General features: G+C 46.4%; 27 protein-coding genes. 16 read left to right on the plus strand and 11 right to left on the minus strand.

What is annotated here, in order from left to right; all coding sequences use genetic code 11:
* The first annotated feature begins 24 nt into the window (after positions 1-24).
* The 6 genes from hxlB to H0Z19_RS04135 all read left to right on the plus strand — a co-directional run bounded on the left by hxlB (position 25) and on the right by H0Z19_RS04135 (position 7,461).
* Positions 25-576, plus strand: a complete 552-nt coding sequence (gene hxlB / locus H0Z19_RS04110; RefSeq protein WP_290724105.1) for a 6-phospho-3-hexuloisomerase — start codon at positions 25-27, stop codon at positions 574-576.
* A gap of 9 nt (positions 577-585) precedes the next feature.
* Positions 586-1,620: a M42 family metallopeptidase gene (locus tag H0Z19_RS04115; RefSeq protein WP_290724107.1), complete on the plus strand. Its 1,035-nt coding sequence runs from the start codon at positions 586-588 to the stop codon at positions 1,618-1,620.
* 65 nt (positions 1,621-1,685) lie between these two features.
* On the plus strand, positions 1,686-2,864 hold the full coding sequence (locus H0Z19_RS04120; RefSeq protein ID WP_290724110.1) for an inositol-3-phosphate synthase: 1,179 nt from the start codon (positions 1,686-1,688) through the stop codon (positions 2,862-2,864).
* Positions 2,865-2,964: 100 nt separating this feature from the next.
* Positions 2,965-5,688, plus strand: a complete 2,724-nt coding sequence (alaS, locus tag H0Z19_RS04125) for an alanine--tRNA ligase (protein ID WP_290724111.1) — start codon at positions 2,965-2,967, stop codon at positions 5,686-5,688.
* Positions 5,678-6,424: a coenzyme F420-0:L-glutamate ligase gene (gene cofE, locus H0Z19_RS04130; RefSeq protein ID WP_290724112.1), complete on the plus strand. Its 747-nt coding sequence runs from the start codon at positions 5,678-5,680 to the stop codon at positions 6,422-6,424. The genes alaS and cofE overlap by 11 nt, the downstream gene beginning before the upstream one ends.
* A complete protein-coding gene (locus tag H0Z19_RS04135) occupies positions 6,406-7,461 on the plus strand; it encodes an ATP-grasp domain-containing protein (RefSeq protein WP_290724114.1) in 1,056 nt (351 codons plus the stop codon). Before cofE ends, H0Z19_RS04135 begins: the two co-directional genes overlap by 19 nt.
* 20 nt (positions 7,462-7,481) lie before the next feature.
* Here H0Z19_RS04135 and H0Z19_RS04140 read toward each other — a convergent pair whose 3' ends face one another.
* The 4 genes from H0Z19_RS04140 to H0Z19_RS04155 are packed head-to-tail and all read right to left on the minus strand — an operon-like array spanning position 7,482 to position 10,690.
* Positions 7,482-8,273 carry an MBL fold metallo-hydrolase gene (locus H0Z19_RS04140; protein WP_290724116.1) on the minus strand — a complete coding sequence of 264 codons (792 nt, stop codon included), beginning with the start codon at positions 8,271-8,273 and terminating at the stop codon, positions 7,482-7,484.
* Between the two features lie 23 nt (positions 8,274-8,296).
* The gene (locus H0Z19_RS04145; RefSeq protein WP_290724117.1) at positions 8,297-8,941 is read right to left on the minus strand and encodes an NAD-binding protein; all 645 of its coding nucleotides are present in this window, start codon (positions 8,939-8,941) and stop codon (positions 8,297-8,299) included.
* Positions 8,913-9,872, minus strand: a complete 960-nt coding sequence (locus H0Z19_RS04150) for a potassium channel protein (RefSeq protein WP_290724118.1) — start codon at positions 9,870-9,872, stop codon at positions 8,913-8,915. The genes H0Z19_RS04145 and H0Z19_RS04150 overlap by 29 nt, the downstream gene beginning before the upstream one ends.
* The gene (locus tag H0Z19_RS04155; protein ID WP_290724120.1) at positions 9,869-10,690 is read right to left on the minus strand and encodes a F420-dependent methylenetetrahydromethanopterin dehydrogenase; all 822 of its coding nucleotides are present in this window, start codon (positions 10,688-10,690) and stop codon (positions 9,869-9,871) included. Before H0Z19_RS04155 ends, H0Z19_RS04150 begins: the two co-directional genes overlap by 4 nt.
* A gap of 71 nt (positions 10,691-10,761) precedes the next feature.
* Here H0Z19_RS04155 and H0Z19_RS04160 point away from each other — a divergent pair, with 71 nt between their 5' ends.
* On the plus strand, positions 10,762-11,433 hold the full coding sequence (locus H0Z19_RS04160) for a HisA/HisF family protein (protein WP_290724122.1): 672 nt from the start codon (positions 10,762-10,764) through the stop codon (positions 11,431-11,433).
* On the opposite strand, the gene H0Z19_RS04165 is transcribed toward H0Z19_RS04160, so the two are convergent.
* Together H0Z19_RS04165 and H0Z19_RS04170 are read right to left on the minus strand one after the other, a co-directional pair.
* On the minus strand, positions 11,430-11,780 hold the full coding sequence (locus H0Z19_RS04165; protein WP_290724124.1) for a hypothetical protein: 351 nt from the start codon (positions 11,778-11,780) through the stop codon (positions 11,430-11,432). The two genes, H0Z19_RS04160 and H0Z19_RS04165, sit on opposite strands and share 4 nt — an antisense overlap.
* On the minus strand, positions 11,777-12,133 hold the full coding sequence (locus H0Z19_RS04170) for a thioredoxin family protein (RefSeq protein ID WP_290724126.1): 357 nt from the start codon (positions 12,131-12,133) through the stop codon (positions 11,777-11,779). Before H0Z19_RS04170 ends, H0Z19_RS04165 begins: the two co-directional genes overlap by 4 nt.
* Before the next feature lie 92 nt (positions 12,134-12,225).
* On the opposite strand from H0Z19_RS04170, the gene ppsA reads away from it, so the two are divergent.
* Positions 12,226-14,484, plus strand: a complete 2,259-nt coding sequence (gene ppsA / locus H0Z19_RS04175; RefSeq protein WP_290724128.1) for a pyruvate, water dikinase — start codon at positions 12,226-12,228, stop codon at positions 14,482-14,484.
* On the opposite strand, the gene H0Z19_RS04180 is transcribed toward ppsA, so the two are convergent.
* The 3 genes from H0Z19_RS04180 to H0Z19_RS04190 are packed head-to-tail and all read right to left on the minus strand — an operon-like array spanning position 14,481 to position 15,887.
* A complete protein-coding gene (locus tag H0Z19_RS04180; protein WP_290724129.1) occupies positions 14,481-14,882 on the minus strand; it encodes a hypothetical protein in 402 nt (133 codons plus the stop codon). The two genes, ppsA and H0Z19_RS04180, sit on opposite strands and share 4 nt — an antisense overlap.
* The gene (locus H0Z19_RS04185; RefSeq protein ID WP_290724131.1) at positions 14,879-15,343 is read right to left on the minus strand and encodes a PUA domain-containing protein; all 465 of its coding nucleotides are present in this window, start codon (positions 15,341-15,343) and stop codon (positions 14,879-14,881) included. Before H0Z19_RS04185 ends, H0Z19_RS04180 begins: the two co-directional genes overlap by 4 nt.
* Positions 15,333-15,887 (minus strand): undecaprenyl diphosphate synthase family protein, encoded by a 555-nt coding sequence (locus tag H0Z19_RS04190; RefSeq protein WP_290724133.1) that lies wholly within the window; start codon positions 15,885-15,887, stop codon positions 15,333-15,335. Before H0Z19_RS04190 ends, H0Z19_RS04185 begins: the two co-directional genes overlap by 11 nt.
* A 41-nt stretch (positions 15,888-15,928) precedes the next feature.
* On the opposite strand from H0Z19_RS04190, the gene H0Z19_RS04195 reads away from it, so the two are divergent.
* Positions 15,929-17,140: a TIGR00297 family protein gene (locus H0Z19_RS04195; RefSeq protein WP_290724134.1), complete on the plus strand. Its 1,212-nt coding sequence runs from the start codon at positions 15,929-15,931 to the stop codon at positions 17,138-17,140.
* Here the strand turns inward: H0Z19_RS04195 and H0Z19_RS04200 are convergent.
* Positions 17,106-18,881, minus strand: coding sequence for a S16 family serine protease (locus H0Z19_RS04200; RefSeq protein ID WP_290724136.1), 1,776 nt, complete (start codon positions 18,879-18,881; stop codon positions 17,106-17,108). The genes H0Z19_RS04195 and H0Z19_RS04200 overlap by 35 nt on opposite strands.
* Before the next feature lie 137 nt (positions 18,882-19,018).
* On the opposite strand from H0Z19_RS04200, the gene H0Z19_RS04205 reads away from it, so the two are divergent.
* Both H0Z19_RS04205 and H0Z19_RS04210 read left to right on the plus strand, forming a co-directional pair.
* Entirely contained in the window at positions 19,019-19,273 is a 255-nt protein-coding gene (locus H0Z19_RS04205) for a TIGR04076 family protein (protein WP_290724138.1), read from the plus strand.
* Positions 19,270-19,716: a YbaK/EbsC family protein gene (locus tag H0Z19_RS04210; protein ID WP_290724140.1), complete on the plus strand. Its 447-nt coding sequence runs from the start codon at positions 19,270-19,272 to the stop codon at positions 19,714-19,716. Before H0Z19_RS04205 ends, H0Z19_RS04210 begins: the two co-directional genes overlap by 4 nt.
* Before the next feature lie 199 nt (positions 19,717-19,915).
* On the opposite strand, the gene H0Z19_RS04215 is transcribed toward H0Z19_RS04210, so the two are convergent.
* Positions 19,916-20,737, minus strand: a complete 822-nt coding sequence (locus H0Z19_RS04215) for a class I SAM-dependent methyltransferase family protein (RefSeq protein WP_290724142.1) — start codon at positions 20,735-20,737, stop codon at positions 19,916-19,918.
* A gap of 114 nt (positions 20,738-20,851) precedes the next feature.
* Here H0Z19_RS04215 and H0Z19_RS04220 point away from each other — a divergent pair, with 114 nt between their 5' ends.
* From H0Z19_RS04220 to H0Z19_RS04240, 5 genes are read left to right on the plus strand one after another with little or no spacing between them, the layout of a single operon-like run.
* Positions 20,852-21,034 carry a hypothetical protein gene (locus H0Z19_RS04220; RefSeq protein WP_290724144.1) on the plus strand — a complete coding sequence of 61 codons (183 nt, stop codon included), beginning with the start codon at positions 20,852-20,854 and terminating at the stop codon, positions 21,032-21,034.
* Positions 21,035-21,081: 47 nt separating this feature from the next.
* Complete coding sequence (locus H0Z19_RS04225; RefSeq protein WP_290724147.1) at positions 21,082-21,840, plus strand: sulfide-dependent adenosine diphosphate thiazole synthase; 759 nt, start codon at positions 21,082-21,084, stop codon at positions 21,838-21,840.
* Positions 21,837-22,649, plus strand: coding sequence for a hypothetical protein (locus H0Z19_RS04230; RefSeq protein ID WP_290724149.1), 813 nt, complete (start codon positions 21,837-21,839; stop codon positions 22,647-22,649). The genes H0Z19_RS04225 and H0Z19_RS04230 overlap by 4 nt, the downstream gene beginning before the upstream one ends.
* A 41-nt stretch (positions 22,650-22,690) precedes the next feature.
* Positions 22,691-24,079, plus strand: coding sequence for an aspartate kinase (locus H0Z19_RS04235; RefSeq protein ID WP_290724151.1), 1,389 nt, complete (start codon positions 22,691-22,693; stop codon positions 24,077-24,079).
* Positions 24,057-25,373 (plus strand): DHH family phosphoesterase, encoded by a 1,317-nt coding sequence (locus H0Z19_RS04240; protein ID WP_290724153.1) that lies wholly within the window; start codon positions 24,057-24,059, stop codon positions 25,371-25,373. Before H0Z19_RS04235 ends, H0Z19_RS04240 begins: the two co-directional genes overlap by 23 nt.
* Positions 25,374-25,375 lie beyond the last annotated feature (2 nt).

Below are 25,375 nucleotides of genomic sequence, written 5' to 3' on the forward strand. Positions count from 1 at the left end.
TAGATAGCTATGGTGGGAGAAACCATGCTAAAGTTTCTGGAAGTTGTCGCTGAGCACATAAAAAACCTCAGAAACCACATAGACCTTGAAAAAGTAAAGGAAATGATAAATCTCATTGACTCCGCTCGGTCGATATTTGTTATAGGAGCAGGAAGGAGCGGTTACATCGCCAAAGCATTCGCAATGAGGCTGATGCACCTCGGATACACGGTTTATGTAGTAGGTGAGGCAGTCACTCCAAGAATAACCGAGCAGGATGTGCTGATAGCAATATCGGGAAGCGGAGAGACAACATCTGTTGTTAACATAAGTAAAAAGGCTAAAGACATTGGTTCCAAGCTTGTCGCTGTGACCGGAAATAAGGATTCCAGTCTTGCAAAGATGGCTGATATCGCAATCCTCGTGAAGGGGAAGATGAAGCAGGAGAGGGATGAAATGCTCTCCCAGCTTGCCCCCCTCGGAACGATGTTTGAACTCACAGCCATGATATTCCTCGATGCGCTTGTTGCCGAAATAATGATGCAGAAGCATCTTACTGAAAAAGATTTAGAAGCGAGACATGCAGTTCTCGAATGAGGTGATATTTTGAAGGAACTTATCGCCAGATTGAGCAACGCTCATGGGATTAGCGGTTATGAAGACGAGATTAGAGAAGTCATCAGGGCAGAACTTGAAGACTGGGCTGATGAGATAAAGATAGACAGCATGGGGAATCTGATCTGCACGAAGAATGGAGGAAAGCCAGAAATAATGGTTGCGGCCCACATGGACGAGATAGGGTTTGTGGTGAAATACATCGACGACAAGGGCTTCATCAGGATTGCCCCGATTGGTGGCTGGTTTTCACAGATTGCGTTAGCCCAAAGAGTTGTTCTCTACGGAAAAAAGAAGATTTATGGTGTTATCGGCTGTAAACCTCCACACCTGATGAAAGATGAGGAGAGAAAGAAGGGTATTGAGATTAAAGACATGTTTGTTGATATTGGGGCAAGCAGCAAGGATGAAGTTCTTGAGCTTGGCATAAACGTTGGAACTCCAGTTGCTCTTGACAGAGAAGTTGCAGAGCTCTCCAACGGAAGGATTACGGGTAAGGCCTTTGACAACAGAGTTGGCGTTGCTGTGATGATTGAGGCTGTAAAGAGGGCTAATGCTGATGCTACAGTTCATGCAGTTGCGACGGTTCAGGAAGAGGTGGGATTAAAGGGGGCAAGAACCTCGGCCTTCGCTATCGAACCGACTGCTGCGATAGCTGTTGACACCTGTGTTGCTGCAGACTTTCCGGGAAGCGAGTCAGCACACATGGATGTAAAACTCGGCAAAGGTGCAGCAATAACTGTCGTTGACGCTTCTGGCAGAGGGCTGATAGCTTCTCCAAAGGTTCTGCGGTGGCTTACGGAAACTGCAGACAAATATAACATTCCCTATCAGCTCGAGGTGGCGGAAGGTGGAACTACTGATGCAACTGCAATTCACCTCACAAAGGCCGGAATTCCAGCAGGAGTTGTTAGCGTGCCTGCAAGATATATCCACAGCCCTGTAGAGGTTGTTGACTTGAAAGACGTTGAAAGTGCTGTAAGTATTGTGGCAAGAGCCATAGAGACTTCCAAAAACTACTTCTAAGGAAATTTTTTATTCCGAAAGGCAAGAGAAAAACTGAACATCAATTTCTTCGGAGGTGATGGTTCATGAAAGTTTGGCTGATAGGCGCTTACGGTATAGTTTCTACAACTGCCATGGTTGGAGCAGAGGCCATAAAGAAGGGAGTTGCTCCGAAAATTGGTCTTGTTTCGGAATTACCGCATTTTGATGGGATAGAGAAATACGCTCCTTTCTCATTCGAATTTGGCGGGCATGAGATTAGAATGCTAGATAATGCATACGAGGCTGCAAAGGAGCACTGGGAGCTGAACAGACATTTCGACAGAGAAATTCTGGAGGCCGTCAAAGATGACCTTGAGGACATAGTGGCAAAGAAGGGGACTGCACTGAACTGCGGTAGCGGAATAAAGGGGCTTGGAGATATCAAAACTCTCGAAGATGAGGGGCTGAGCCTTGCAGAAATAGTTTCGAGGATTGAAGAGGATATCAAGAGCTTTGCCGATGATGAGACGGTAGTGATAAACGTTGCCTCTACTGAGCCTTTGCCCAAGTACAGCGAGGAATACCACGGCTCTCTCGAAGGTTTCGAGAGGATGATTGATGAAAACAAAAAGGAGTACGCTTCAGCAAGCATGCTCTACGCTTATGTAGTCTTGAAACATGGTTTGCCTTATGCGAACTTCACACCCAGCCCCGGTTCGTCCATTCCAGCTTTGAAGGAGCTTGCAGAGAAGAAAGGGGTTCCACATGCTGGTAACGACGGAAAGACGGGAGAGACTCTTGTTAAAACCACTCTCGCCCCAATGTTCGCCTACAGGAACATGGAGATCGTAGGGTGGATGAGCTACAACATCCTCGGAGACTACGATGGAAAAGTGCTATCTGCGAGAGATAACAAGGAAAGCAAGGTTCTGAGCAAGGACAAGGTTCTGGAGAAGATGCTTGGATACTCTCCTTACAGCATAACCGAGATTCAGTACTTCCCGAGCCTCGTTGACAACAAAACTGCTTTCGACTTCATTCACTTCAGGGGCTTCCTGGGCAAGCTTATGAAATTCTACTTCATCTGGGACGCAATAGATGCCATCGTTGCAGCACCGCTCATCCTCGACATAGCCAGATTTCTCCTGTTCGCAAAGAAGAAGGGAGTAAAGGGTGTTGTCAAGGAAATGGCCTTCTTCTTCAAGAGTCCAATGGACACGAACGTAATCAACACTCACCAGCAGTTTGAAGTCCTGACGGAGTGGTACAGAAGGCTGAAATAAATTTTCTTTTTGGTTCTTTAACTCTACCTACTGCGTAAAACTCAAAGCAATTAAATTAGCAAAGGCAAGAGATATAAACATCCGATGCAAAGGGCATCCGATGACTCTCGATGAGGAGTATCTGGACATCACTTTTCTAACTGAGAACGGATTCGTCAGGAAGAAGTGTCCCAAGTGCGGTAAGCACTTCTGGACGGCTAATCCAGAGAGGGAAATTTGCGGAGACCCGCCGTGTGAGAGTTACAGCTTCATCGGCAATCCTGTATTCAAAAAACCCTTCGAGCTTGATGAGATGAGAGAGTACTACCTCAGCTTTTTCGAAAAGAGGGGTCACGGAAGGATTGACCGCTACCCTGTTGTAGCAAGATGGAGAACTGACATATACCTCACAATTGCCTCAATAGCAGACTTTCAGCCCTTCGTAACTTCTGGGGTTGCTCCACCACCAGCAAATCCTCTCACAATCTCCCAGCCATGTATAAGGCTTGACGACCTCGACAGCGTGGGCAGGACGGGGAGACATCTGACTCTGTTTGAGATGATGGCCCACCACGCCTTCAATAATCCTGAAAAAGAAATTTACTGGAAGAATGAGACGGTTGCTTACTGCACAGAGCTTCTCAATGAGCTTGGCGTGAAGAATGAGGATATTATTTACAAAGAAGAGCCTTGGGCTGGTGGTGGAAATGCTGGCCCGTGCCTTGAGGCCATTGTCGGTGGACTTGAGGTAGCAACTCTCGTTTTCATGAACCTTGAGGAGCATCCTGAGGGGGATATAGAGATAAAGGGTGAGAAATACAGAAAAATGGACAACTACATCGTTGACACTGGTTATGGTCTTGAGAGGTTTGTGTGGGCGAGCAAGGGTACTCCAACCGTTTATGATGCTGTTTTCCCCGAAGTTGTTGACACCATCATGGATAACAGCAACGTAAACTTCAGCAGGGAGGACGAGAGGGTTAAGAGGATTGTGGCTGAGAGTTCTAAACTTGCAGGGATAATGGGGGAGTTGAGGGGTGAGAAATTAAACCAGCTCAGGAACAGCGTTGCTAAAACTGTTGGAGTTAGTGTTGAGGAGCTTGAGGCCATCGTTGTTCCTCTTGAGAAGGTTTACTCACTTGCAGACCACACGAGATGCATTCTTTTCATGCTTGGGGATGGTTTAGTCCCATCCAATGCAGGTGCTGGTTATCTGGCGAGGCTGATGATAAGGAGAAGCTTAAGAATTGCTGAGGAGCTTGAACTGGGCGTTGATATCTACGACCTGATTGAACTGCACAAGAAGATACTCGGATTCGAGTTTGAAGTGCCTTTAACAACGATTCATGAAATAATAGAGCTGGAAAAGGCAAGATATAAGGCGACTGTTTCAAAGGGAACACGGCTTGTGGAGAGGCTTGTTGAGAGGAAAAAGAAGCTTGAAAAGGATGATTTAATCGAGCTTTATGACTCACACGGCATTCCTGTTGAGCTTGCTGTAAGTATTGCCACCGAAAAAGGTGCAGAGGTGGAAATACCAAAGGACATTTACGCCGAGCTTGCAAAGAGGCACTCAAGGGCTGAAAAAGTTCAGGAAAAGAAAATCACTCTCCAGAAGGAGTATCCCAAGACGGAGAAGCTTTACTACGATGACCCAACCTTGCTGGAGTTTGAGGCAAAAGTCATAGGTGTCGAGGGCGATTTTGTAATTCTCGACAGAAGCGCATTCTATCCGGAGAGTGGTGGCCAGGACAACGATGTTGGGTATCTAATGGTGAATGGCAACAAGTACGAGGTAGTTGATGTTCAGGATGCTGATGGTGTGGTGCTCCACGTGGTAAAGGGAGCAAAGCCAGAAGTTGGTAGAAAAGTAAAGGGCATCATCGACTCAAACGTGAGATGGAGGCACATGCGCCACCACTCTGCAACTCACGTTCTTCTTTACTCACTCCAGAAGGTTTTGGGCAACCACGTGTGGCAGGCTGGAGCAAAGAAGGAGTTCGGAAAGGCGAGGCTGGATGTCACTCACTTCAAAAGACCGAGTGAGGAAGAGGTAAAGGAAATCGAGATGTTCGCAAACAAAGAGATTCTGGCGAACAAGCCAATCAAGTGGATGTGGATGGACAGAATTGGGGCTGAAAGAAAGTTCGGGTTCAGGCTGTATCAGGGAGGTGTACCTCCGGGCAGGGAAATAAGGGTTGTGATGGTTGGAGATGATGTTCAGGCCTGTGGAGGCACTCACTGCCGCTCTACTGGAGAAATTGGAATGCTCAAAATCCTGAAAGTTGAGTCGATACAGGACGGTGTGATAAGGTTCGAGTTTGCTGCGGGAGAGGCTGCGATTGAGGCAGTTGAGGAGATGGAGAAAATACTGAGGGAGGCAAGCTCAATTTTGAGGGTTGAGCCTGCAAAGCTTCCCAAGACTGTTGAGAGGTTCTTTGAGGAGTGGAAAGACCAAAGAAAGGAGATTGAGAAACTGAAGGCTGAATTGGCCGAGGCGAAGGCTGATAGACTTTTCGAGAAGGCTGAGGAGTTCGATTCCATAAAGGTCGTGGTTGACTACATCGATGGGGACATGCAGGTTTTGCAGAAGCTTGCTGAAATTCTTGCATCAAAGGGAGCGGTGGGCTGTCTGATGGCCAAGGGAGAGGGGAAGGTTTTCGTTGTAACTTTCAGCGGGCAAAAGAAGTACGACGCAAGGGAGCTGATTAAGGAAATCGGCAGAAGGGCAAAGGGAAGTGGGGGAGGAAGGAAAGATTTAGCTCAGGGAGCCGTGCAGCAGACGCTGGACAGGGAGGAAATACTGGACATCGTGTTTGAGCTCCTGTCTAAGCATGAAGGTTGAAGTGATTCCCGTTAAGGGCTTACCCCTCATAAAGGAAGGTGATGACATAGCCAAGCTTTTAGCGGAAAAATTTGAGCTGATGGACGGAGATGTGGTGGTCATTTGCTCGACAATAGTGTCCAAAGCTGAGGGAAGAGTGAAGTTGCTGAAAGAATACAAACCGTCTGAAAGAGCAAGGGAAATCGCAGACAAAGTGGGAAAACCGCCAGAATTCGTTCAGGCAGTTCTGGAGGAGAGCGAAGAGGTGCTGATTGATTCCCCATTTTTGCTTGTTAAAGCAAAATTTGGTAATATCTGTGTGAATGCAGGCATTGATGCATCTAATGTGGAGGAGGGGAAGATAATTCTCCCCCCCGAAAATCCCGACGAGAGTGCGAGAAGGCTCAGGGAGAGGCTCAGGGAGTTGACTGGCAAAGATGTTGGAGTAATAATCACCGACACAAATGGAAGGTGTTTCAGGAAAGGCGTTGTTGGCTTTGCCATTGGTCTTGCGGGAGTAAAGGCAATGAAAGACTGGATCGGGGAGAGAGACCTTTACGGGAGAGAGCTTGAAGTGACCGTTGAGTGCATAGCGGATGAAATCGCAGCATTTGCCAACCTCCTCATGGGCGAGGGTGGAGATGGAATTCCTGCTGTAGTTGTGAGGGGACTCGATGTTGCGGGAGAGGGCAGCATGGATGAGATTTACCGACCAGAAGAGGAGGATGTAATAAGAAGATGCCTGAAAAAGTGCTGATAGCGGGGAACAACGTAAGGAATGTTGCCGAGTCCGCGGCAAAGGCGGGTTATGAGGTTTATGCGTTAACCAAGTTTTCAGATGCTGATTTAAAGATTTACTGCAGAGAAGTGGTCAGAATTGGCGACTCTCAGCCGGAAAAGGAGATTAAAAAGAGGGTTGAAGAGCTTGCAGAAAGTCTCAACCTTAAAATCGTGCTCTGCTCGGGATTTGAAACTCTTAAGATTAGGGGTGAGCTTCTCTGCAACTCTCCTGAGCTAAGCGAGAAGGTGTCGAACAAGCTAAAATTTTATAAGGAGCTTGAAAAAGCAGGTTTGCCTTTTCCGGAGCTTCTCGGAGATAATGAAAAAGGAATAATCAAACCTATAAAGGGAGGAGGTGGGGAGGATGTTTCAATCTCATCAAGAGCAGAAAAGGGATTTTTGAAACAGAGGTTCATTGAGGGCATCCCTTGCAGCGTTTCTCTGATCGCTTCAGACGGTAAAGCTGTTCCTATAGCATGCAATTTCATTTACGCGGGCTGGAAGGAAATGAACGCTCACGGATTCAGATATTCTGGCAATCTGACTCCTCTTGCCGTCGAGGATGATGTCAGAAGAGAGCTTGAAAGGCTTGCTGTTGAGGCTGTTGAACTTTTCGGTTTAACTGGATCAGTGGGTGTAGACTTCATTCTGGCAGAGAAGCCATACATCCTCGAAATAAATCCAAGATTTCAGGGTTCTCTGGACAGCGTGGAGTGGAGCAGCGATATCAACATCTTCAGGATGCATGCAGAGGCTTTTGAAGGAAAGCTGCCAGCAAAACCCAAAACGAGACGATTTGCACTGAGAGCGATTCTATTTGCACCGGAAAAAGTCGAAATAAAGGAGAACCTCGCGGGAAATCCATTTTTTGCAGACGTGCCGGATAAAGGGGCAGTCTACCAGAAAAATGACCCCTTGGTCTCGATTCTTGCTACAGGGAACAGCAGAGAGGAGGTTGAGAGGAAGGTTGTCAAGAGAAGAGATTTGTTTTTGAGTTTGGCTGTTAGAGCCTGATTTTGAAAAAATAAAAACCCTTAAACCTCAAACACACTCCCACTCCCGACCATAACATACTTCTCTCCCAGCTTCTCCTTGAGCACGAACTCGTAAGCGAGCCCGGTGCAGTGGCAGGGGGCGATCTTCTCCACCTTGGCATCAAGCCATCTGATTATCTCAGAAAGCTCGCTTGGCTTGAAGGCTATCAAATGAGTCCCTCCCACCACAAACTTAACCTCGTCACCAACAACCTCCTCAGCCCACTCGATGGTATTCCTCAACCCGGCATGACAGCATCCGAGAACTAACAACACACCCTTGTCCGTCTTCACCGCCAAAGAAGTGTCGTCCAGAATCCTGTCCTCCTGCTTTTTACCATCCACGACGATATAGGAGTCCTCAAGTACCGCCTCCTCATACTTTCTCGGAATCTCACCCAGCATCCAGACGTTCTTTGCAACCTCTGTGGGTTCGCTAACTTCCACCACATCCGCCACCGACTCGATTCTCTCCTTCACAAAAGGTATGCCAATGTGCACACCCTTGTAAAATCTCGGCAGAAAAGCGTGTGGATGTGCGTAGAGCTTCATCTTTGGTCTTAGCATGCTCATCAGCCCTCCGGTGTGGTCGTAGTGGCCGTGACTCAGCACCATCTTTTGCGGTAACTCAAGCCCCCTGATCAACATGTTCCTGAAGGCGGTATCCGACTGCCCAGAATCCATCAAAACTGGCTCTTCGGAATCGATGTACGCTGAAAAACCCCACTCCGCCTTCATTCCTAGTGGCCTTAAGTCAACCACCTTGTTGTCCACGAGAACGTAAACCTTCATAACCAACTTACGATTCTACCTTTTTAATCCTTTTTATTTTGGATACTTAGCTCAGCCTCAAGTTCCAGGAGTTTGTCGATTTTTCCAGCGACGGCGATTCTGCAGCCTTCTTTAATCCTGTAATCCAAGTCGGTAATAATCTCACCATTGCATTCTGCGGCAATCACCATTACTTCTCTGCTTTCAAGCTCTTTCAAAGCCTTTCCGATTATCTTAGATCCCTTCTTTACCTCATAAACAGCAATCTCGATGTTCTCGAATCCCATTTTCCTTCTTATGGACTCTCCAAACACCTCTGAGAGAATCATCTCAGCCGTGACCATTGGCAGAACAACAACGTAATTCGCTCCTGCAATGTACATCTTTTCAGCGTTTTCCGTTTCATTGCATCTGACATATATCTTCAAGTCTTCCTTCAACTTCCTAAGAGTTAGGATGCCGAAAATTGCATGTGTGTCTTCGGGAAGCGCGACAATAGCGGCATCGAAATCGGAGAGATCGATATTTTCCCAGAAGGATTCAGAGGTGACATCAGCCATTGTGAATTCCACGTTTCCCTCAGGCTCGTGTGCTTCCTTGTCAACAACTACAGTATCCACACCTCTCGATGTCAGAATTCTTGCTGCGGTTCTTCCCACATCACCGTAGCCTAAAATGAGTACCTTCATGGACAATTCCTCTTATGGCCTCATCAGTCCCAGCTAAAAGTGCAACACATCCCTTCTCAAGTGTTCTGTCCTTGGGAGGGTTGAACTCCAGTTTTCCGAGACGGCATGCTGCGATAACTTTCAAACCCTTATCCTCAAGTTCAGAGACCGAAACCTTTGACGGCAATACAATCTCAATCGCCTGCAAACCGTCAAAAATTACCCTTTTCTTCCCGATTTCTACCTCCTGAAGTATCATCCTTGCAATACTCGAAGCAATCAAGCTTTTCGGCAAAAATACCTTCTTTGCTCCCGCGTAAAGAAGGTACTTCGTGTACTTGTAGTCTCCATGCACTACATACTTCGGAAGGTCGTACTCTCTGAGTGTTAGCAGCGTGTCGAGAATATCCTCCAGCCTTTCCCACGCTATTATCATTGCGTTTGCTCTCGTTACACCATTATCCAAGAACGACCGCTCAGAACCGTCAGTGTGGACGCACACAATTTTCTCATTCATAGCCTTCCTGACCCTCTCTGGATCTTTTTCAAGAACGACGTAATTAACACCAAATTCGCTTAGTATTTTGCAGAATTCAACCGTAAAGAGGTTGTAGCCGCAAATAACCATGTGATTACTCAGCTTAACCGATGTGGGCAGGACAAGTTTTAGCCTCTCCTCGGCCCATGGCAGTATGGCGTATGGCAAGACAAAGCCGAAGAAGTAGAGCACACCGCTCACCATCACCACTACGGAGAATATCCTTCCGACCGTCGTTGTGAAGTAAATATCCCCGTAGCCAACGGTTGTTATTGTGGAGATTACCCAGTAAAGTCCATCGACAATTGAGTAGCTCTTCCCTTCAAAATTTTGCATGAGGGCAACGAAAAGCGCTGAGTAGAATAAGAGCAGAAAAATAAAAATTAAAATAGAAATTAAAATCCTTGACCTCATTCAGGCTTTGCCATAAGCTGAGTCTTGCTTAAGATCTTTCCGTCCTTGGAGTGCGGGGTTCTGTAAACCGTATCGTTACCCTTCTCAATCTCCCTCGCCTGGTCGGCAAGGATTGCTGCTACCCTCATCATTTCATGGGCTGAAGCAACGAGCGGGATGTACTTCTCCGGATCCTTCTCGATGAAGCATCCCTTAACATCTATGTCGGCAACCTTCTCGGCGATGTAGAACGCGGCCATGGCCTTTGCCTTTGCGTATGGGTTGCTGAACTTTCCTGCCTCAACAGCTCTTTCTGCCGTAACCACTACCTGCGGGAGTTCTGGCTGCTTGCCAGCCTTGATGTCCTCAATAACCTTATCAATAGCCTCCTGAACGAGCCTAAATGCTCCGGTGGCTGCAAGAACCTTCACAACATCAGCGTTGAAGAGGGCCATCTCGGTTGGATCGAGGAACTCCCTCCTTGCACCGATCATGGAGTCCGCGTTGATGAGGATGTAACCGAACCCCTTCTCCTTCAGCTCGTCTTTTGCCTTCTTCGCCGGAGCGTCGCTGATCACTATTACAGGCTTGCCTTCAAAGGCCTCTCTTGCGGCCTTTGGCCCCGGAAGGGCAGCGTTTGGAGACACAACAATAACAACATCTGGATCGAACTCCTTGAGCTTCTCCGCCACAACAGCCTCTTCAGGCTGCATCTTAGCGCCACTTGTTACAACTCTAACCTCAATATCCTCTCTGTCAGCCCTCTCGTCGAGCAGATATTCAACAAGCAGAGCAGTGCCAATAGCACCCATCTTCAAAACTCCAACTTTCACAACCATTTTATCACCTGATGTCCGTATGCTTCGGTTTATTTAACATTTCCTTTTTAATCTCATCGCGACTTGAAGGTATGAAAGTGTTCTTTGTTGTGGACATCAAGGACGGGAAAGTTGTTGCAGGCAAGAGCGGTGAAAGGGAGAAGTATCCTCCCATATCATCCGTGAGCGGCGTTGTAAATTCCGATGATGCTGTTGAAGTGGTTGAAGAAATAAGGCCAAGATTTCTGTACGCTGCAGACCTTGACAGGATAATGGGAAATGGGAATAACTCGGATGTTCTTCTCAAGCTATCAAAAAGAGTTGAAGAACTTATTGCAGACTGCGGATTCAGAAAACCCGAAGAGCTGGAAAATCTTCCCTTCACTCCTGTTGTCGGAACTGAGACTTTCGACATTACGCAGCTTGACAGAAAATGCTACGTGAGCATCGATTTCAAAGAAAAATTTCTGGATGCATCCGGGAAGTTCGATAGCTGGGAGGAGGCTGTAGAATTTCTGAATTCCCTCAGCTTAGAGGGGATAATCGTTCTGCCGATACATGCTGTTGGCACCATGAAGACGGACTTTTCAATCCTCGAGCAAGCTCTTGAAATTTCCGAACATCCCATTTTGCTTGGTGGCGGGATTTCCGGCATTGAAGACCTTGAAAGGCTCAAGGAGATGGGTTGCAGTGGAGTTTTGATTGCAACGGCTATTCATAAAGGCAGAATACCTGTTAGTTTGGTGAGAAAAGGAGGATTTTAGCCGTAAAGCTTTTCGGAGATTGCTACAAGCAAAACTCCAATTCCATACGCTGTAAAGCAGTAAGGGCAGAAGTAGCTGTGCAGAATGGCGTATGTTCCCAAGAACGAGGCACCAAAAACACCCGAAAACCTCCAGATGATGAGCAGTGTCCTGTTAACGTTTGTGATGAAAATAAAAACGGAAAGAATGAACCAGCATAAACCAAAGAGGGCTGGAAGGAATGGGGGAAGGGAGAAAACAGATATCGAAGTACACGTACCCGTTGGACATGAAACGAAATCTCCAAGCAGCAGATATGCGGAATCCACAATCCCTGCCAGAGATAGCAAAATTGCCATCTTCTTCATTTCAATCCCTCAATGGCCTTTATAACCTCATCAGAACCGATAAAGATGTGAGTTTCCTTATCTATTACAACCAATGTCGGCACATATTTTATCCCCAACTCTTCTGCTACTTTGGAGCAGTTTGAATCCATCTTCGCCACATTGCACCATGTCAAATTGTGCTTTTCAGCAAATTCCTCAACGTAAGGCTTTACTTCGCGGCAGTGAGGACAGGAATCGGAGTAGAAGAAGTAAATTTTAGCGTTCTGGAGGTTTATATCATGATTGCTACCATAATACAGGGTGTTTCCTGCTGCAGCAAGAATAACGCCTGAAATGATTGCAGCAGCGTAAAATACAGCCTTGTTCACCATCAGAATTCGTGATTTGGTGCTTAATATATTATTTGCGCTCGCATTACCTAAAATTTTTTAAGACTTCTCTCAACTCAGAACGAGGTGAGTAAATGCCGGTACTCTGGTTGGCAGACGTTGATAAAGATGATATCCCGCTTGTGGGTGGAAAAGGCGCAAATCTCGGCGAGTTATTAAGAGCGGAAATTCCGGTTCCTGATGGATTTGTTGTTGATGCTCGAACTTTTCGTGAATTTATCCAGAAAACGGGGATTGGGGAGAAAATATACTCACTTCTCAGAGACCTTGATGTTGAGGACACTGATAAGCTCGATGCAGTTTCAAAGCAGATCAGAGAACTTATCGAGAAAACCAAGATGCCAGAAGAGATTGAGAAGGAAATCAGGGAGGCTTACAGAAAGCTGTGCGAGGAGGAGGGAAAGGAAGTTTACGTTGCAGTAAGAAGCTCAGCCACAGCCGAAGATTTGCCTGATGCAAGTTTCGCAGGTCAGCAGGAGACGTATCTCAACGTTGTTGGGGAAGACGAGGTTGTTGAGAAAGTTAAGAAGTGCTGGGGAAGTCTTTTCACGCCGAGAGCGATTTACTACAGAGTTCAGAAGGGTTTCAAGCACGAAGATGTAAGCATCGCCGTAGTTGTTCAGAAGATGGTGAACAGTGAAAAGAGCGGAGTGATGTTCACATCCCATCCAGTAACGGGAGAGAAGAAGTGCATTATCGAGGCCATTTTCGGCCTCGGAGAGGCAATTGTCAGCGGTCTTGTGACCCCTGACACCTACGTTTATGACAGAGTAAAGAGAAAGCTCGAAGAAGTAAAGATTGGTGAGAAGGAGTTTATGCTTACCAAGAAAGACGGAAAAACCGTTAAGGTTGAACTTCCACCTGAGAAAGCCAAGGAGAGAGTGCTGAGCGATGAAGAAATAGAGAGGCTCGTAACCCTTGGCGAGCTAATAGAAGAGCACTACGGAAAACCACAGGACGTTGAGTGGGCGATAGAAGGTGGAAAGATATACATAGTCCAGTCAAGACCGGTCACAACCATTAGAAAGGAGAAAAAGGTCGAGGAAGAAGTTTCCGAGGAGACTGAGGGCAAAGTTCTTTTGAAGGGACTTGGAGCCTCGCCTGGCATTGCTTCAGGTAAGGTCAAAGTAATTTTCAGCGAGAAGGAGATTTCAAAGGTTGAAGAGGGGGACATTCTGGTTACAACGATGACCACACCTGACATGGTTCCCGCAATGAAAAGGGCTGCGGCTATTGTTACTGACGAGGGCGGAATGACCTGCCATGCTGCCATCGTTTCAAGAGAGCTTGGAGTGCCGGCTGTTGTTGGAACCAAGAAGGCCACAAAGGTTCTGAAAGATGGAATGATAGTCACTGTTGACGGTGAGAAGGGGATTATCTACGAGGGCAGAATTGAGAAAAAGGAAGAGCCGAAGCCGGTTGTGGCTTCGGCACCAATAATAACTGCAACGGAAGTGAAGGTAAACATCTCAATCCCCGATGTTGCTGAGAGGGTGGCAAAGGAGACAAATGCCGACGGAGTTGGACTGTTCAGAATCGAGCACATGGTTCTCGGACTTGAAAAGCACCCGATGAAGTTCATAAAGGATGGGGAAATTGACAGGTATGTCGATTTGCTCTACCAAGAAATGAAAAAGGTTGTAAAGGCCTTCTATCCAAGGCCCGTCTGGATTAGAACCATTGATGCTCCAACAGATGAGTTCAGAGCAATGGAGGGCGGAGAGAACGAGCCGATAGAGGCAAACCCAATGCTTGGTTTCAGAGGAATCAGGAGAGACCTGGCAGAGGAGGAGCACTTCAGGGCTGAAATGAGGGCAATAAAGAAGCTGGTTGATGAGGGATACACCAATGTTGGAGTTATGCTACCCCTCATAACATCTCCAGAAGAAGTGAGAAAGGCGAAAGAGATAGCAATTAGTGAGGGATTACCGCTGGACAAAATAGAGTTCGGAGTGATGGTGGAAACGCCAGCAGCGGCTCTGATACTTGAGGACATAATAAAAGAGGGGATTGACTTCGTTAGCCTCGGAACGAATGACCTTACTCAATACACCCTCGCTGTTGACAGAAACAACGAGAACGTTGCCTACCTGTACGACGAGACTCACCCTGCAGTGCTGAAGCTCATTGAAAGAACAATCAAGGTCTGCAAGGAGCACGGAGTGAAGAGCTCAATCTGCGGTCAGGCGGGAAGCTATCCGCACGTTGTTGAGAAGCTTGTTGAGTTCGGAATCGACAGCGTTTCAGCCAACCCCGATGCGGTTCAGAAGATCAGAGAGGTTGTAGCCAGAGCAGAGAAGAAGATAATTCTTGAAAAGCTCAGAAAGCTTTAACCGTAAGCAATTATCTTTCTGGCCTCCATTTTCCCAATTTTTGAATTTCCTTCAATCAAAAGTCTGTTTCCAGCTTTTATCTCACCAATTTCACAGTTCTTTGCAACCCTTACATCGCTTTTCGCCGTTATCCTGTTGCCTCTGCACCCCACGAGTACGACGACGTCCTCGGCCTCAATCTCGTTAAAACTGCTGTACGCTCCAACAGTGACTTCTTCAGCCCTGATAACTCCCCCAACTACACAACCCCTTCCCAGATTCACCTCTTTGGCCTCTATACTGCCGAGAAAGCTGCAGTCGATTCCGGCAACAACAGTTCCGTCGAACTTCAAGTTTTTCGTAATAACGCTTCCAGACTTCACGCTTAAAACCATGTTCTTCCTGTCTATCCGCATCATTTTTTGACACCCTGTCTTACTTTCACAGCCATCCCTCTCTCCATCTCACGCATTTCGAAGGCTGAGAGTACAGCTCTGCCAGTTGCAAGAAGCTCGTCTGCCGTATTGACCACAACAACCTCGTCATTTGCTCTAATTTCATCATCAACCTCAACAACGTGCTTGGCAAAAACGCTCTTGCCAGCAGCAATGAATTCAGAAACTTCATCCAGCACCACTACTCTCATTTTCGGAAAGGGCAGAGCTTCCTTAACCCTCCTCGCCCCTTCAATACTCAACGTGAACCATCCGGAATCGGGCTTCAGTGTTGCTATTCTCACACCACCGTCAACAACCTGCCTGACTCGGCCTGAGCTGGAGAGCATGAACTTGCATGTATCCGGAAAAAGCACCCTACCAACACCTTTTCCGAACTGGTAGTCTGCTATGACCCTCAGCATCCTGAGATTCTCATCTTCCATACCTTCTTTCCCTCCTCTGGTACTCCCTCAATATTCTCAGAAAGTCCACATATCTGAGATTCTGCCAGTCAATATCTGCAAAGTATATTTCAGCATATATGCTTTGCCAGATGAGAAAATCAGGGATGTCGTTACCGGCCTTTATTATTATGTCAGGCGGAGATTTTATGGTCAAAAATTTCTCAAAGAGTTTCTCGTCCACATCTTCAATGTTAAACTCTCCTCTCTCCACCAGTTTAGCGATTTTCTTAACCACGTTGATTATCTCCTCTCTTCCGGTAAAAGTGAGAATGTTAATTGTCGGTTTGGAGCCTTCCTTCACTTCAACACCTTCATTCGTGATAACCCTCACACGAAATCCTTCGAAAAAGAAGCTGTCAAGCTGGAAGTTCCCACAGATTGTAATTTCATCCACTCCAAACTTTCTGCACCAGCGTGCAAGCCTCAGAAACCCTTCTCCCATGCTGTCAGTCACGACAACGATGTGTTCCGGAACCTTATGGATCTCTCTTTCGAGCAACTTTTCGTAAACTCTCAACAGCATCTCATCAAAGTTTAAATGCAAGGAATACTTAACTTTTCCCAATGCTTCCAGCCTTAGCGCTTGCAGGGATAGCACTAACTGCGATTAAACTCGATCCAAGACTCGTTGTTGGACTGCTTACTTTATCCACCCTAATATATGCCAGAAGGACGGGAATCAGCTTAAAGTTGAGAAATGTAACGGAAGAGGAGTCATATTTGAATGCTTACTTGTTTTCGACATTTCTGGCAGTGCTTTCTTGCTTCGGGCTCTCCAGGGATGTCGTCTTCGCATCAATTTTTCTCGTTTTGGTTCACAATTTTAGAAAGAATGCTTTGTGGGACATTGCAATTTACACAACTGCTGCCCTATTTTACTTTCTCAGCTACCATGCAATTAACGGTATTGGAATTAAGCCTGCTCAGGTCTTTTTTCTCTCTCTATCAGGCGGTTTAACAGCAGCGTTGGTAGAAAGCGTTGATACGAACGCAGATAAAAGGCTAACTTTACTCATAGCCCTCTCAACGGTCTTCACGATCTTCAAGATGTACATACCCTCAGCCTCAATGCCCAGCCTGACGTTCGCTTTTCTGTTCTCCTTCTTAGTGAGCCTTCTCGCCCTTTACGCGAAAGTTGCTGACGAGTCAGGGTTGATGAGTGCAACGATTGTAGGAACAACGCTTATACTTTTCACCGACATTAGGTTTTTTGCCGTAATCTTGCTCTTTTACGCTCTCGGCTCCGTAATAACGAAGTACAAGTACAGCGTAAAGCTGGAGAAGGGAATTGCAGAGCAGGCTGGAGGGGCAAGAGGTTATGCAAATGTCTTCGGTAACAGTCTTGCCCCACTGTTCTTTGCGATTCAATACGGCGTTTCTGGAGAAAGTACTTTTGCAGCAGCCTTTGTTACAGCAGTTGCTGCAGCTCTCGCTGACACCATGGCAAGTGAAATCGGAAAAGCGGAAGAAAAAGTCTATTTGATAACCAACCTGGATAGAGTTGAGCCGGGTACAAGCGGTGGTGTTTCGTTTAAGGGCGAGCTGGCAGCGTTGGTTGGATGTATTATTACGGCACTGCTGGCTTATACCCTCGGAATTGCTCAATCCAACACGCTTTTTTTCATCGTGCTATCATCCTTCGCCGGTGTTCACATTGACAGCCTGCTGGGTGCGACGCTTGAAAAAAAAGGGTATTTGACGAACTCCGCCGTAAACTTCTTAGGAACTCTTTCTGCCGGAATTATCTGCGTCTTACTGCTATTGCAGCCACTGTAATGGAGATCGCTGCCGCTAAACCTTCAAAACCCGGAGTTTCGATTACCCTCTCTATTGTTGACTTTCCAGATGATGGAGTTGAGTATGTGTAGGGGTTGAACTCTGCATGGACGAGCTCTTTCACCCCACCTGAACTCACCATGAGTGACAGCAGCTTTGCCAGCCTCATTGAGAGCTTGTAGTACATCAGCTTCACATACGGGTTGTCGAGGTTTTCAGCATACTCGAAGTATGCGGCAGGTAACACTGGAAAGAGTGATTTTTCAGCCTCTGAAATTGCTACCATTGCTGCCTCTCTCGCCCCTTGTACTTTATCGTCTATTTTACCGTAGGTGACTTCAATTGAGAGGCTTGCATCGGTTATCGAGTTTAATGCCATGAATGCGGCACCAGCGTACAACCCCTCTGATAGCAACCTTTTAGCCGTTTCAAGCGAATCAAAACCCTCGTTTATTAGGTACTCGTTTCCGTTCAGTGATGAGGCATATATCAGTAGCGAGCTCGCCTCAGTAACGTAAAACTCTGCTCTTCTCTTCAAAACCTCCGGGGAGACTTCATAGTCATTCTTCAAATCGGGAAGTATGGACAGCCACACCTTAGCGCTTTCAACTCTTTCCTTGGCGTAGGCAAGGTTTTGCAGCGCCTCATCATCCGTTCTCGCATTTTTTGCATCCTCAAGTAAGTTCTCAGCCTCGGCAACTCTTTCCTGTGCAGCAGCAATAATCTGCAGTGAGTTGACACCCACACTTTCTTCAGAGAGATAGTTTTTCATCTGGTCTATCTCATTCTGGATTTTTTCAACTTCTTCGTCAAACTGCTGGGCTGTGATGATTTTATTCCTGTACTCTTCATACCTCTTGAGAATTTTTGCCTGGAAGTATGTGCTGGTTGCAGTGTAATACTTACCCTCGTTGTAGTATTGATTTGCCTTTTCAATCAGCTTCTCTGCGTCATCATTAGTTGCGCTAATCTCATCGAGGGATGATTTCATGCGATCAGCAAGCTTTTTCAAAATGGTGGAGTAGCTTCCGATGTTGAACTGTCCTTCCGGATGCTTTATCTCGAAACCCGTAAAAAATTTCAGAGCATCATTGATTGTTGCAACTTCGTAAACATTCACACCGATCTGCTTCCCATATTCCACAAGATCGAGTTCTTGGTACTCCACTTCAATGTAGCTGATAATCCCGACTCTCCTGACCTTTTTCTCTTCAACATAAGTTATCCTTTGCCCTTGAGGTATTAGAAAGATCTTAGCTCCATTTTTTGCAGCAGCTTCAAGTTTATACTTCAGCCCTCCTACAGGGCCGATGTAACCATCGGGGTAGATCATTCCTGTCATGTAAACGTCATCCCTGATTGAGAGGTTCTTGAGTGCTGCTATAGTAGCGACTGTCATGACACCTCCAGCAGAAGGGCCTCCGACAATTGGAGCTTCCGCCTCTATAGTGTAGAAAAAGTCATATTTGGTAAAATCTATTCCGAGCAAATCGCAGGCAGTAATAGCTGCAAGCTGTGCACTTCCCTGCATGTCAATTTCAGTATATGGTGTAGTGGAGACGAAGACTCTCCCGTCTCCAGGAGTTACGATTACAGAGATGTTTATAACAACACCTGTTGGCTGGTCACCGCTTGTAACGGCTACTGCCTTTATACTTGCTTTTTGAGCGTTCTCAAACTGTGCTCCTGCAGGAGTGATCAGAACCAGCATCAATATCAGAAATATAATAGCGGATCTCATGGAAATTCTCCGACAGCATAATTAAAAACTTTAGTGGTGTACACAAAGCTTCCAACGAAAAGAAGTCTTCTAATTCACATACTCATTTCATCTGAAAGTTGGAAAATCTTCATAAATTATCCCGGAATATTTTCATCATGTACAGGCTGAAAATTGTCGTGGAAGACGTGAAAGGAACGTGCTATGCCGGATATGAAAAGGGAGATACAATCGAGGTTGAGGACCCGGTTGTAAAGGGTAAGATCTGCATATACGCTCTGTCGGCCTTAATTCCGTACATCACAGCAGTTTACAGAGAGACACCATCGGATGACTGGATAAATGCTGTTGAAGTCCTTCAGTGCCCGGATCCACAAAACACAGTAAGATTTAGAATCATCAGGGAAAAATGAAGGGTGTAAGGTGGCTTGAGAGTTACATCAATGAGAAAAATATCGATGCAAAGATCATAGAAGTCAGAAAGGCTTCAACTGTCAAAGAAGCTGCTGAAGAGCTTGGTTGCAGTAAAAGGCAGATAATTAAGTCCATTGTGCTTGTTGCTGGAGATGAGGCAGTTATTGCAATCGTTGACGGCACCTCATCTGTTGACTTAAAGAGGGTTGAAAAGCTGATTGGGAAGAGTGTAAGAGTTGCAGAAAGAGAGGAAGTGTTGGACTTGACAGGATTTCCAGCCGGTGGTGTTCCACCTGTGGGGCATAACTGCAAGGTTATCCTTGATGAGAGGGTTCTCAAGAACGAGAAAGTTTACGGCGGTGGAGGGGACGAAAAGCATCTGCTTCTAATCTCTCCTTCCGAGATTGTGGAGAGGGCAGTTGTAGCGAGGATAAGGAAATGAAACTTTAGGTTTTTCTACGTAGGAAGTAACTCTACGGAGTTCGTTGATAAGTGAGATATTAAGTGTGTTCCACCAATTCACCATTTAATCTCAATTCAGACAGTCCCATACTAAAAAAACAACTGATTCACTTCCTATTCCAAAAGGAAAGAGCCATATCGGTCATAACTCCAATATTTCACCCTTAAACCAGAGAAAACTACAGCACCCTCAAATCCACAACATACCTGTTGACGTACGGAGCGAAGTTGCCGCACTTCCTGACCTTTAAAACCTCAACATTCAACCCTTCCTCCTCAAACCTTTTTTTGACCTTATCAGGCAGCTTTTCCTCCTCATTCTGGCTGTCAAACGTGTAGTAGTGAATAAAGCCACCCCTCCTGACTTTGCCCTTTAGAAGGTGAATAAAGCTCTCTGCCGAATACGGGGCGGGCATAACAATTCTGTCGAACTCTTCCGGAAGATTTGGAACAACCTCTTCAACATCCCCCTCTATTACCTCAACAACGTCCTCAACCTTGTTGAGTTTAATATTCTTCCTGAAGTACTCGGCAGCATGCGGGTTGAGCTCAACTCCTACGACCTTTTTTGGTCTTGCAAGCTTTGCTATTACAATTGGATACGGCCCAACTCCTGCGAACATCACCAAAACTCTCTCCCCCTCTCTCACAAGCCTTGCTATCCTTTCCCTCTCTCCAGAAAGCTTTACGGAGTAGTAAGCTTTCGTTGGATCAACTAAAAACCTGCAACCGTGCTCCTTCACAACTGTCTCTGTTTTCTCTCCATAAACATGCTCGTATCTTGCTACTCTGTAAACACCATCCACCTCTCCGACTTTCCTCAACACGGTTTTGACGTGTTTGTGTCTCTTAAGTATGGCCTCGACGATATCTTTGCTGCGATGAAGTATCTCATCAGGAATCTCAATGATTACAACATCTCCTATAATCTCGAAACTCCTCCTGACAAACTTCAGTTCCTCCTCGTCGAACTTATCTTTAAGCAACTCTTTCAACGACACACCTCTACTTCAGCCAAAGAGCTAAAACGGTTGCGACGACTTACTGATTGAATGTTATTATAATACTCATGAGGTCAGCAAAGATTAAATATTTGAATTTAGCCAGAATTGACAATGATAGGAATCTTGATACCGTTGCTGCTACCGATAATCCTTCTGGAGGTTGTTTCTTTCATCCCAGTCCTTCTTTTCGTTCCGTTGTATCTTCTGGGAAGTGTGACTTCTCAAAGCTCTGCTGAAATGGCAGTGAGCCTTGTTGGATTTGTGGGGCTGATGTACTACTTTTTGAGAGGTTAGAGACTGGATAATGAAACTTATAAATTCCGCTGAAATTTACTGAGCCTATGGAGGCAGAAATCACAAAGGCAATAGTCGAAACCGCATCGGAGGAATGGGTTGAGTACGCTGAATCTGATGTCATAGTCGTTGGGGCTGGGCCTTCCGGGCTGACTGCTGCTAAATATCTCGCTGAAAGTGGCCTCAAGACCCTCGTTCTTGAGCGAAGATTGAGCTTCGGTGGTGGTATCGGCGGAGGAGGGATGCTGTTTCACAAAGTGGTGATTGAGAGAGAGGCAAAGGACATACTCGACGACTTTGGAATAAGGTATGTTGAGCACAGAAACTTTCTCGTGGCAGATTCTGCTGAATTCATGGCAAAACTGGCAACAAAGGCTATTGATGCTGGGGCAAAGATAATCCACGGGGTTTCGGTTGAGGATGTTATTTTTAGAGATGACCCGCTTGGGGTCAGGGGAGTCTGTATCCAGTGGAGCGCTGTTGAGATTTCCGGGCTGCACGTTGACCCGCTCTTCCTCAGGAGCAGGGCGGTGGTTGATGCTACCGGACATGATGCTGAAGTTATATCGGTGGCTGCGAGAAAGATGCCCTTGGATATTACCGTTACTGGAGAGAGGTCTGCATACTCCGAAGTTGCGGAGAAGGAGATTGTTGAAAAAACAGGGAAGGTTGTAAAAGGCCTTTATGCAGCCGGAATGGCGGTTGCAGCAGTACACAACCTGCCGAGAATGGGCCCGATTTTTGGCGGAATGCTGCTAAGCGGAAAAAAGGTTGCTGAAATAATAGCTGAAAACCTGAAAGCATGAAGATCGTTTACACCTCTCCAAGAGTTGAGAACCTTCAATTTTTAAAGTCAGAATTTTTAAGCCACAGCGTCATAATACTGGAGGAGCCGAAAAACGACCTCTTTTACGATGCTTTGGAGGGAAAAATTACTGTGGATTTTTATGTGAGAAAAATCGGTACGCAGTTTCCAATCTACACAGGAAAACTCATAGAAATGCTGAAAGAGTTCAAGGGAAAAGAGATAATGCAGATAGAGCCTTATTTGGAGGAGGTTCAGAAGCTGAAAAACCTTGGTGAGGGTGATGAGAAAGTAAAAGAGATGGAAAAGAAGGTAAATGAGCTTTACGTTGATTACACCGAATCATTCCTCAAAGCGGATTTTGAGGAGATTGTCGAAAAAATCCTGAGGTTCTCAAAGGCAGAGGCTGAGAGAATAGCGCTGAGAGATGAGATGAGAGCAAAAGCTCTGGAAAATTTAGATAATGCAGCAATAGAGGCTGGGATGAACCACTTTAAGCTCGCAGAAATTCTTGACGCCAAAAATGTGAGAATACCCGAAATCATCGCTGAAAGGATAGGGACGAGATATCTCGAAAGTCCGGGAGAGAAGATCCTGAGAGCATTTATCTTCGAAGAGGATGAGGATTTTAATCTTCTTGCTGCCAGAAATCTTATTTTCATAACGCTCCTTGAAAAGAGGGAAATGGAGCCGGATTTTGATGGCGACTTTCCCCACTTCATGCAAGAGCAGAAGCTCGTCAGGTTTGTCGATAAACTTGATTATGAAAAATGCAAAAAGCTCTTTCACAAGTTCTGGAGCCCCAAGTAGCTCAGCAAGATTTATATTCCTTGCTAAAATCAGGCAAAAGGATGAGAATCGTAATGAAATTTGGAGGAGTGAGTGTTAAGGATGGGGAAAACATTTACCATTGTGCTAATCTTGTGAAAAAGTTCTCAGAAGGAAATGAAGTGGTAGTAGTTGTTTCAGCGATGCAGGGGGTGACTGATGCACTCATAAAAGCTGCAGAGAGGTGCTGCTCCGAACCCTCTGCCGGTTTCATCAAGATGTTCATAGCTGATATGATGAAGAAGCACTACGAGGCGATTGAGTACGCTGTTAGAAACGATGAGATAAAGAGCAAGGTGATAGCGGCGGTGGAAAGACTTCTCGACGAGCTCGAAAAAGTTCTGCTTGGCATAAGTTACCTCGGTGAGCTGACCAGAAGAAGCGAGGACTACATAGTGTCATTCGGGGAGAGGCTCTCAGCCCCGATATTCTCAGCAGCTTTGCTTTCCCTTGGCGTTGACTCAGTCGCGCTAACAGGAGGAGATGCTGGCATCATCACAGACAGAAACTTCGGAAGAGCTAAGCCGCTTCCCGGTGTATATACAACGATTAAAAACAGGCTTGAACCTCTGCTGACGATAAAGAAGACCGTCCCTGTTGTTACGGGCTTTATTGGAGCAACCGATGACGGAAGCATAACTACGCTCGGTAGAGGTGGGAGCGACTACACCGCAACAATACTTGCAGCAGCCCTTGATGCGGATGAGGTCTGGCTCTGGAAGGAAGTTGACGGAATCATGACATGCGATCCAAAATACGTTCCGAACGCCAAGGTTATCCCGGAAATTTCATACCAGGAGGCAATGGAGCTATCCCACTTCGGAGCGAAGATACTCCATCCAAGAGCTCTGGAGCCTGTAATGAGGAAGAAAATTCCGGTAAGAATCAAGAACACGTTCAACCCCGACGCTCCCGGAACTGTAATTGGCCCAACTACGAGTAACACCAGTGAAATAGTCAAAGCATTGAGTCTGATTCCACAGGCGGGAATAGTCAACGTGAGCGGTGCGGGCTTTGATTTTGCAGAGATAATGTCCGAAGTTTTCGGCAGACTTGCCGAGGCGAAAGTGAACGTCATTATGGTGGCTCAGAGTTCGTCAGAGCTAAACCTCTCGATAGTTGTCGACATAAGGGATTTGGACAAAGCCTACAACGCCCTGAAAAACCTTGAAAACGGTGTTATAAAGGTCGAAAAGATTCCCTATGTGGCAGTTGTGAGTGCTGTCGGCTCAGGAATGGCGGGGACTCCCGGTGTTGCCGGAAAGATTTTCTCGGCTCTCGGGAAGAACAGCATAAACGTCATAATGATTAGCCAGAGCTGCTCTGAGTACAACGTTTCTTTCGTTGTTGACGGCAGCGATGGGGTGAATGCCGTAAGGGTTGTGCACGATGAGTTCGGGCTCGGCAATTAACCTGCTTAGAGAGAGGGCAAGAAAGGCAGCAGACCTCGTTGCAAGGCACGACTTCGTGAGGATTTACACCCACCATGATGCTGATGGAATCTCAGCAGGAGCCATTCTGGCAAAGTCGCTCCTGAGGGCCGGCAAAGCGTTCCACATAACTTTTTTGAAGGGTCTAAACGAGCCGTTTGAGTACGAACAGGGTGAGCTTCTGCTTTTTGCCGATATGGGGAGTGGTTATGCCGATTTGATTTCCCAAGTCGATACAGATGTTGTCATACTCGACCATCACATCCCGAATGGGGAGATAAGGCCGAAGAGAAACTTTGCCCACGTCAACCCCCATCTTGTCGGGATGGACGGGACCTACGAGCTTTCCGCCAGCGGCGTATGTTATTTCTTCGCCAATGAACTCGGAAGGAACAGAGACCTAGCATCTCTAGCGTTGATAGGAGCGCTCGGAGATAAGCAAAAGATGACGGGCGGAAATGAGGAGATTTTGAGAAATGGTGTGGAGGCTGGAGTTGTTGAGGAGAGAAAAGGATTGAACCTTCCATCCGGAAGGCTGAGAGATGCGCTGGTAAAAAGTCTGGAGCCCTACCTCGATTTCTACGGCAAGGAGGGAGAGCTTGAGGAGTTTCTTGAAAAAGCCAAGCTTGATGGAGACAGGGAGTTTGATGAGCTTGGTGAGGATGAAATGAGGCGTCTTGCGGATGCCGTAGTCCTCAGACTTCTCAAGATGAACGCCTACACTGGAATATTCAGCCAGATTATCGGGAAAAGACTCATCCTGAAAAACCTGCTTATCAAGAATGCCGTTATGGCCGTCGATGTTGTAAACTCCTGCGGAAGAATCGGAGCTATGAGCACAGCCTTGGCCATGCTCCTCGGCGATGTAGAGGCGATGAACAGAGCTATCAGAATAAACGACGAATATGTAATCCAGACTCTCGAAGAGCTCAAAAAGTGGAGGGATGAGGTAAAAGAGGGTTTCTGCATAAGATACCTCGTAATGGAGAACGGGCTGTCAGCAAGTCCAATAGCAACCATATTTTCCCGCTACGTTTTTACGGACAAACCTCTTATCGTCGTTAACATAAAAAATGAGTACGCGAAGGTTTCTGCAAGAACAAATGAAGCTTTGGCAGAGAGGGTCGACCTGGCTGAGATTATGAGAATTGCTGCCGAGAAAGTTGGGGGAAGGGGTGGCGGGCATAGAGTTGCTGCGGGAGCTAACATAACTCCCGATAAAGTGGAAGAGTTTCTGAAGGAGGTTGACAGGCTTTGCTGTACCATGCTCGCTTAGAA

This window comes from Archaeoglobus sp. (genome assembly GCF_017656475.1).
Lineage (GTDB): Archaea > Halobacteriota > Archaeoglobi > Archaeoglobales > Archaeoglobaceae > Archaeoglobus.

Coding starts and splice junctions, on each gene's coding strand:
- H0Z19_RS04190 (WP_290724133.1), bottom strand. CDS start 15,887: ATGCTGTTGAGAGTTTACGAAAAGTTGCTCGAAAGAGAGATCCATAAG.
- H0Z19_RS04240 (WP_290724153.1), top strand. CDS start 24,057: ATGAGTTCGGGCTCGGCAATTAACCTGCTTAGAGAGAGGGCAAGAAAG.
- H0Z19_RS04235 (WP_290724151.1), top strand. CDS start 22,691: ATGAGAATCGTAATGAAATTTGGAGGAGTGAGTGTTAAGGATGGGGAA.
- H0Z19_RS04200 (WP_290724136.1), bottom strand. CDS start 18,881: ATGAGATCCGCTATTATATTTCTGATATTGATGCTGGTTCTGATCACT.
- H0Z19_RS04205 (WP_290724138.1), top strand. CDS start 19,019: ATGTACAGGCTGAAAATTGTCGTGGAAGACGTGAAAGGAACGTGCTAT.
- ppsA (WP_290724128.1), top strand. CDS start 12,226: ATGCCGGTACTCTGGTTGGCAGACGTTGATAAAGATGATATCCCGCTT.
- H0Z19_RS04195 (WP_290724134.1), top strand. CDS start 15,929: ATGCTTCCAGCCTTAGCGCTTGCAGGGATAGCACTAACTGCGATTAAA.
- H0Z19_RS04220 (WP_290724144.1), top strand. CDS start 20,852: ATGATAGGAATCTTGATACCGTTGCTGCTACCGATAATCCTTCTGGAG.
- H0Z19_RS04155 (WP_290724120.1), bottom strand. CDS start 10,690: ATGGTTGTGAAAGTTGGAGTTTTGAAGATGGGTGCTATTGGCACTGCT.
- hxlB (WP_290724105.1), top strand. CDS start 25: ATGCTAAAGTTTCTGGAAGTTGTCGCTGAGCACATAAAAAACCTCAGA.
- H0Z19_RS04160 (WP_290724122.1), top strand. CDS start 10,762: ATGAAAGTGTTCTTTGTTGTGGACATCAAGGACGGGAAAGTTGTTGCA.
- H0Z19_RS04135 (WP_290724114.1), top strand. CDS start 6,406: ATGCCTGAAAAAGTGCTGATAGCGGGGAACAACGTAAGGAATGTTGCC.
- H0Z19_RS04230 (WP_290724149.1), top strand. CDS start 21,837: ATGAAGATCGTTTACACCTCTCCAAGAGTTGAGAACCTTCAATTTTTA.
- H0Z19_RS04210 (WP_290724140.1), top strand. CDS start 19,270: ATGAAGGGTGTAAGGTGGCTTGAGAGTTACATCAATGAGAAAAATATC.
- cofE (WP_290724112.1), top strand. CDS start 5,678: ATGAAGGTTGAAGTGATTCCCGTTAAGGGCTTACCCCTCATAAAGGAA.
- alaS (WP_290724111.1), top strand. CDS start 2,965: ATGACTCTCGATGAGGAGTATCTGGACATCACTTTTCTAACTGAGAAC.
- H0Z19_RS04185 (WP_290724131.1), bottom strand. CDS start 15,343: ATGGAAGATGAGAATCTCAGGATGCTGAGGGTCATAGCAGACTACCAG.
- H0Z19_RS04140 (WP_290724116.1), bottom strand. CDS start 8,273: ATGAAGGTTTACGTTCTCGTGGACAACAAGGTGGTTGACTTAAGGCCA.
- H0Z19_RS04170 (WP_290724126.1), bottom strand. CDS start 12,133: ATGGTGAACAAGGCTGTATTTTACGCTGCTGCAATCATTTCAGGCGTT.
- H0Z19_RS04145 (WP_290724117.1), bottom strand. CDS start 8,941: ATGAAGGTACTCATTTTAGGCTACGGTGATGTGGGAAGAACCGCAGCA.
- H0Z19_RS04225 (WP_290724147.1), top strand. CDS start 21,082: ATGGAGGCAGAAATCACAAAGGCAATAGTCGAAACCGCATCGGAGGAA.
- H0Z19_RS04120 (WP_290724110.1), top strand. CDS start 1,686: ATGAAAGTTTGGCTGATAGGCGCTTACGGTATAGTTTCTACAACTGCC.
- H0Z19_RS04180 (WP_290724129.1), bottom strand. CDS start 14,882: ATGATGCGGATAGACAGGAAGAACATGGTTTTAAGCGTGAAGTCTGGA.
- H0Z19_RS04165 (WP_290724124.1), bottom strand. CDS start 11,780: ATGAAGAAGATGGCAATTTTGCTATCTCTGGCAGGGATTGTGGATTCC.
- H0Z19_RS04150 (WP_290724118.1), bottom strand. CDS start 9,872: ATGAGGTCAAGGATTTTAATTTCTATTTTAATTTTTATTTTTCTGCTC.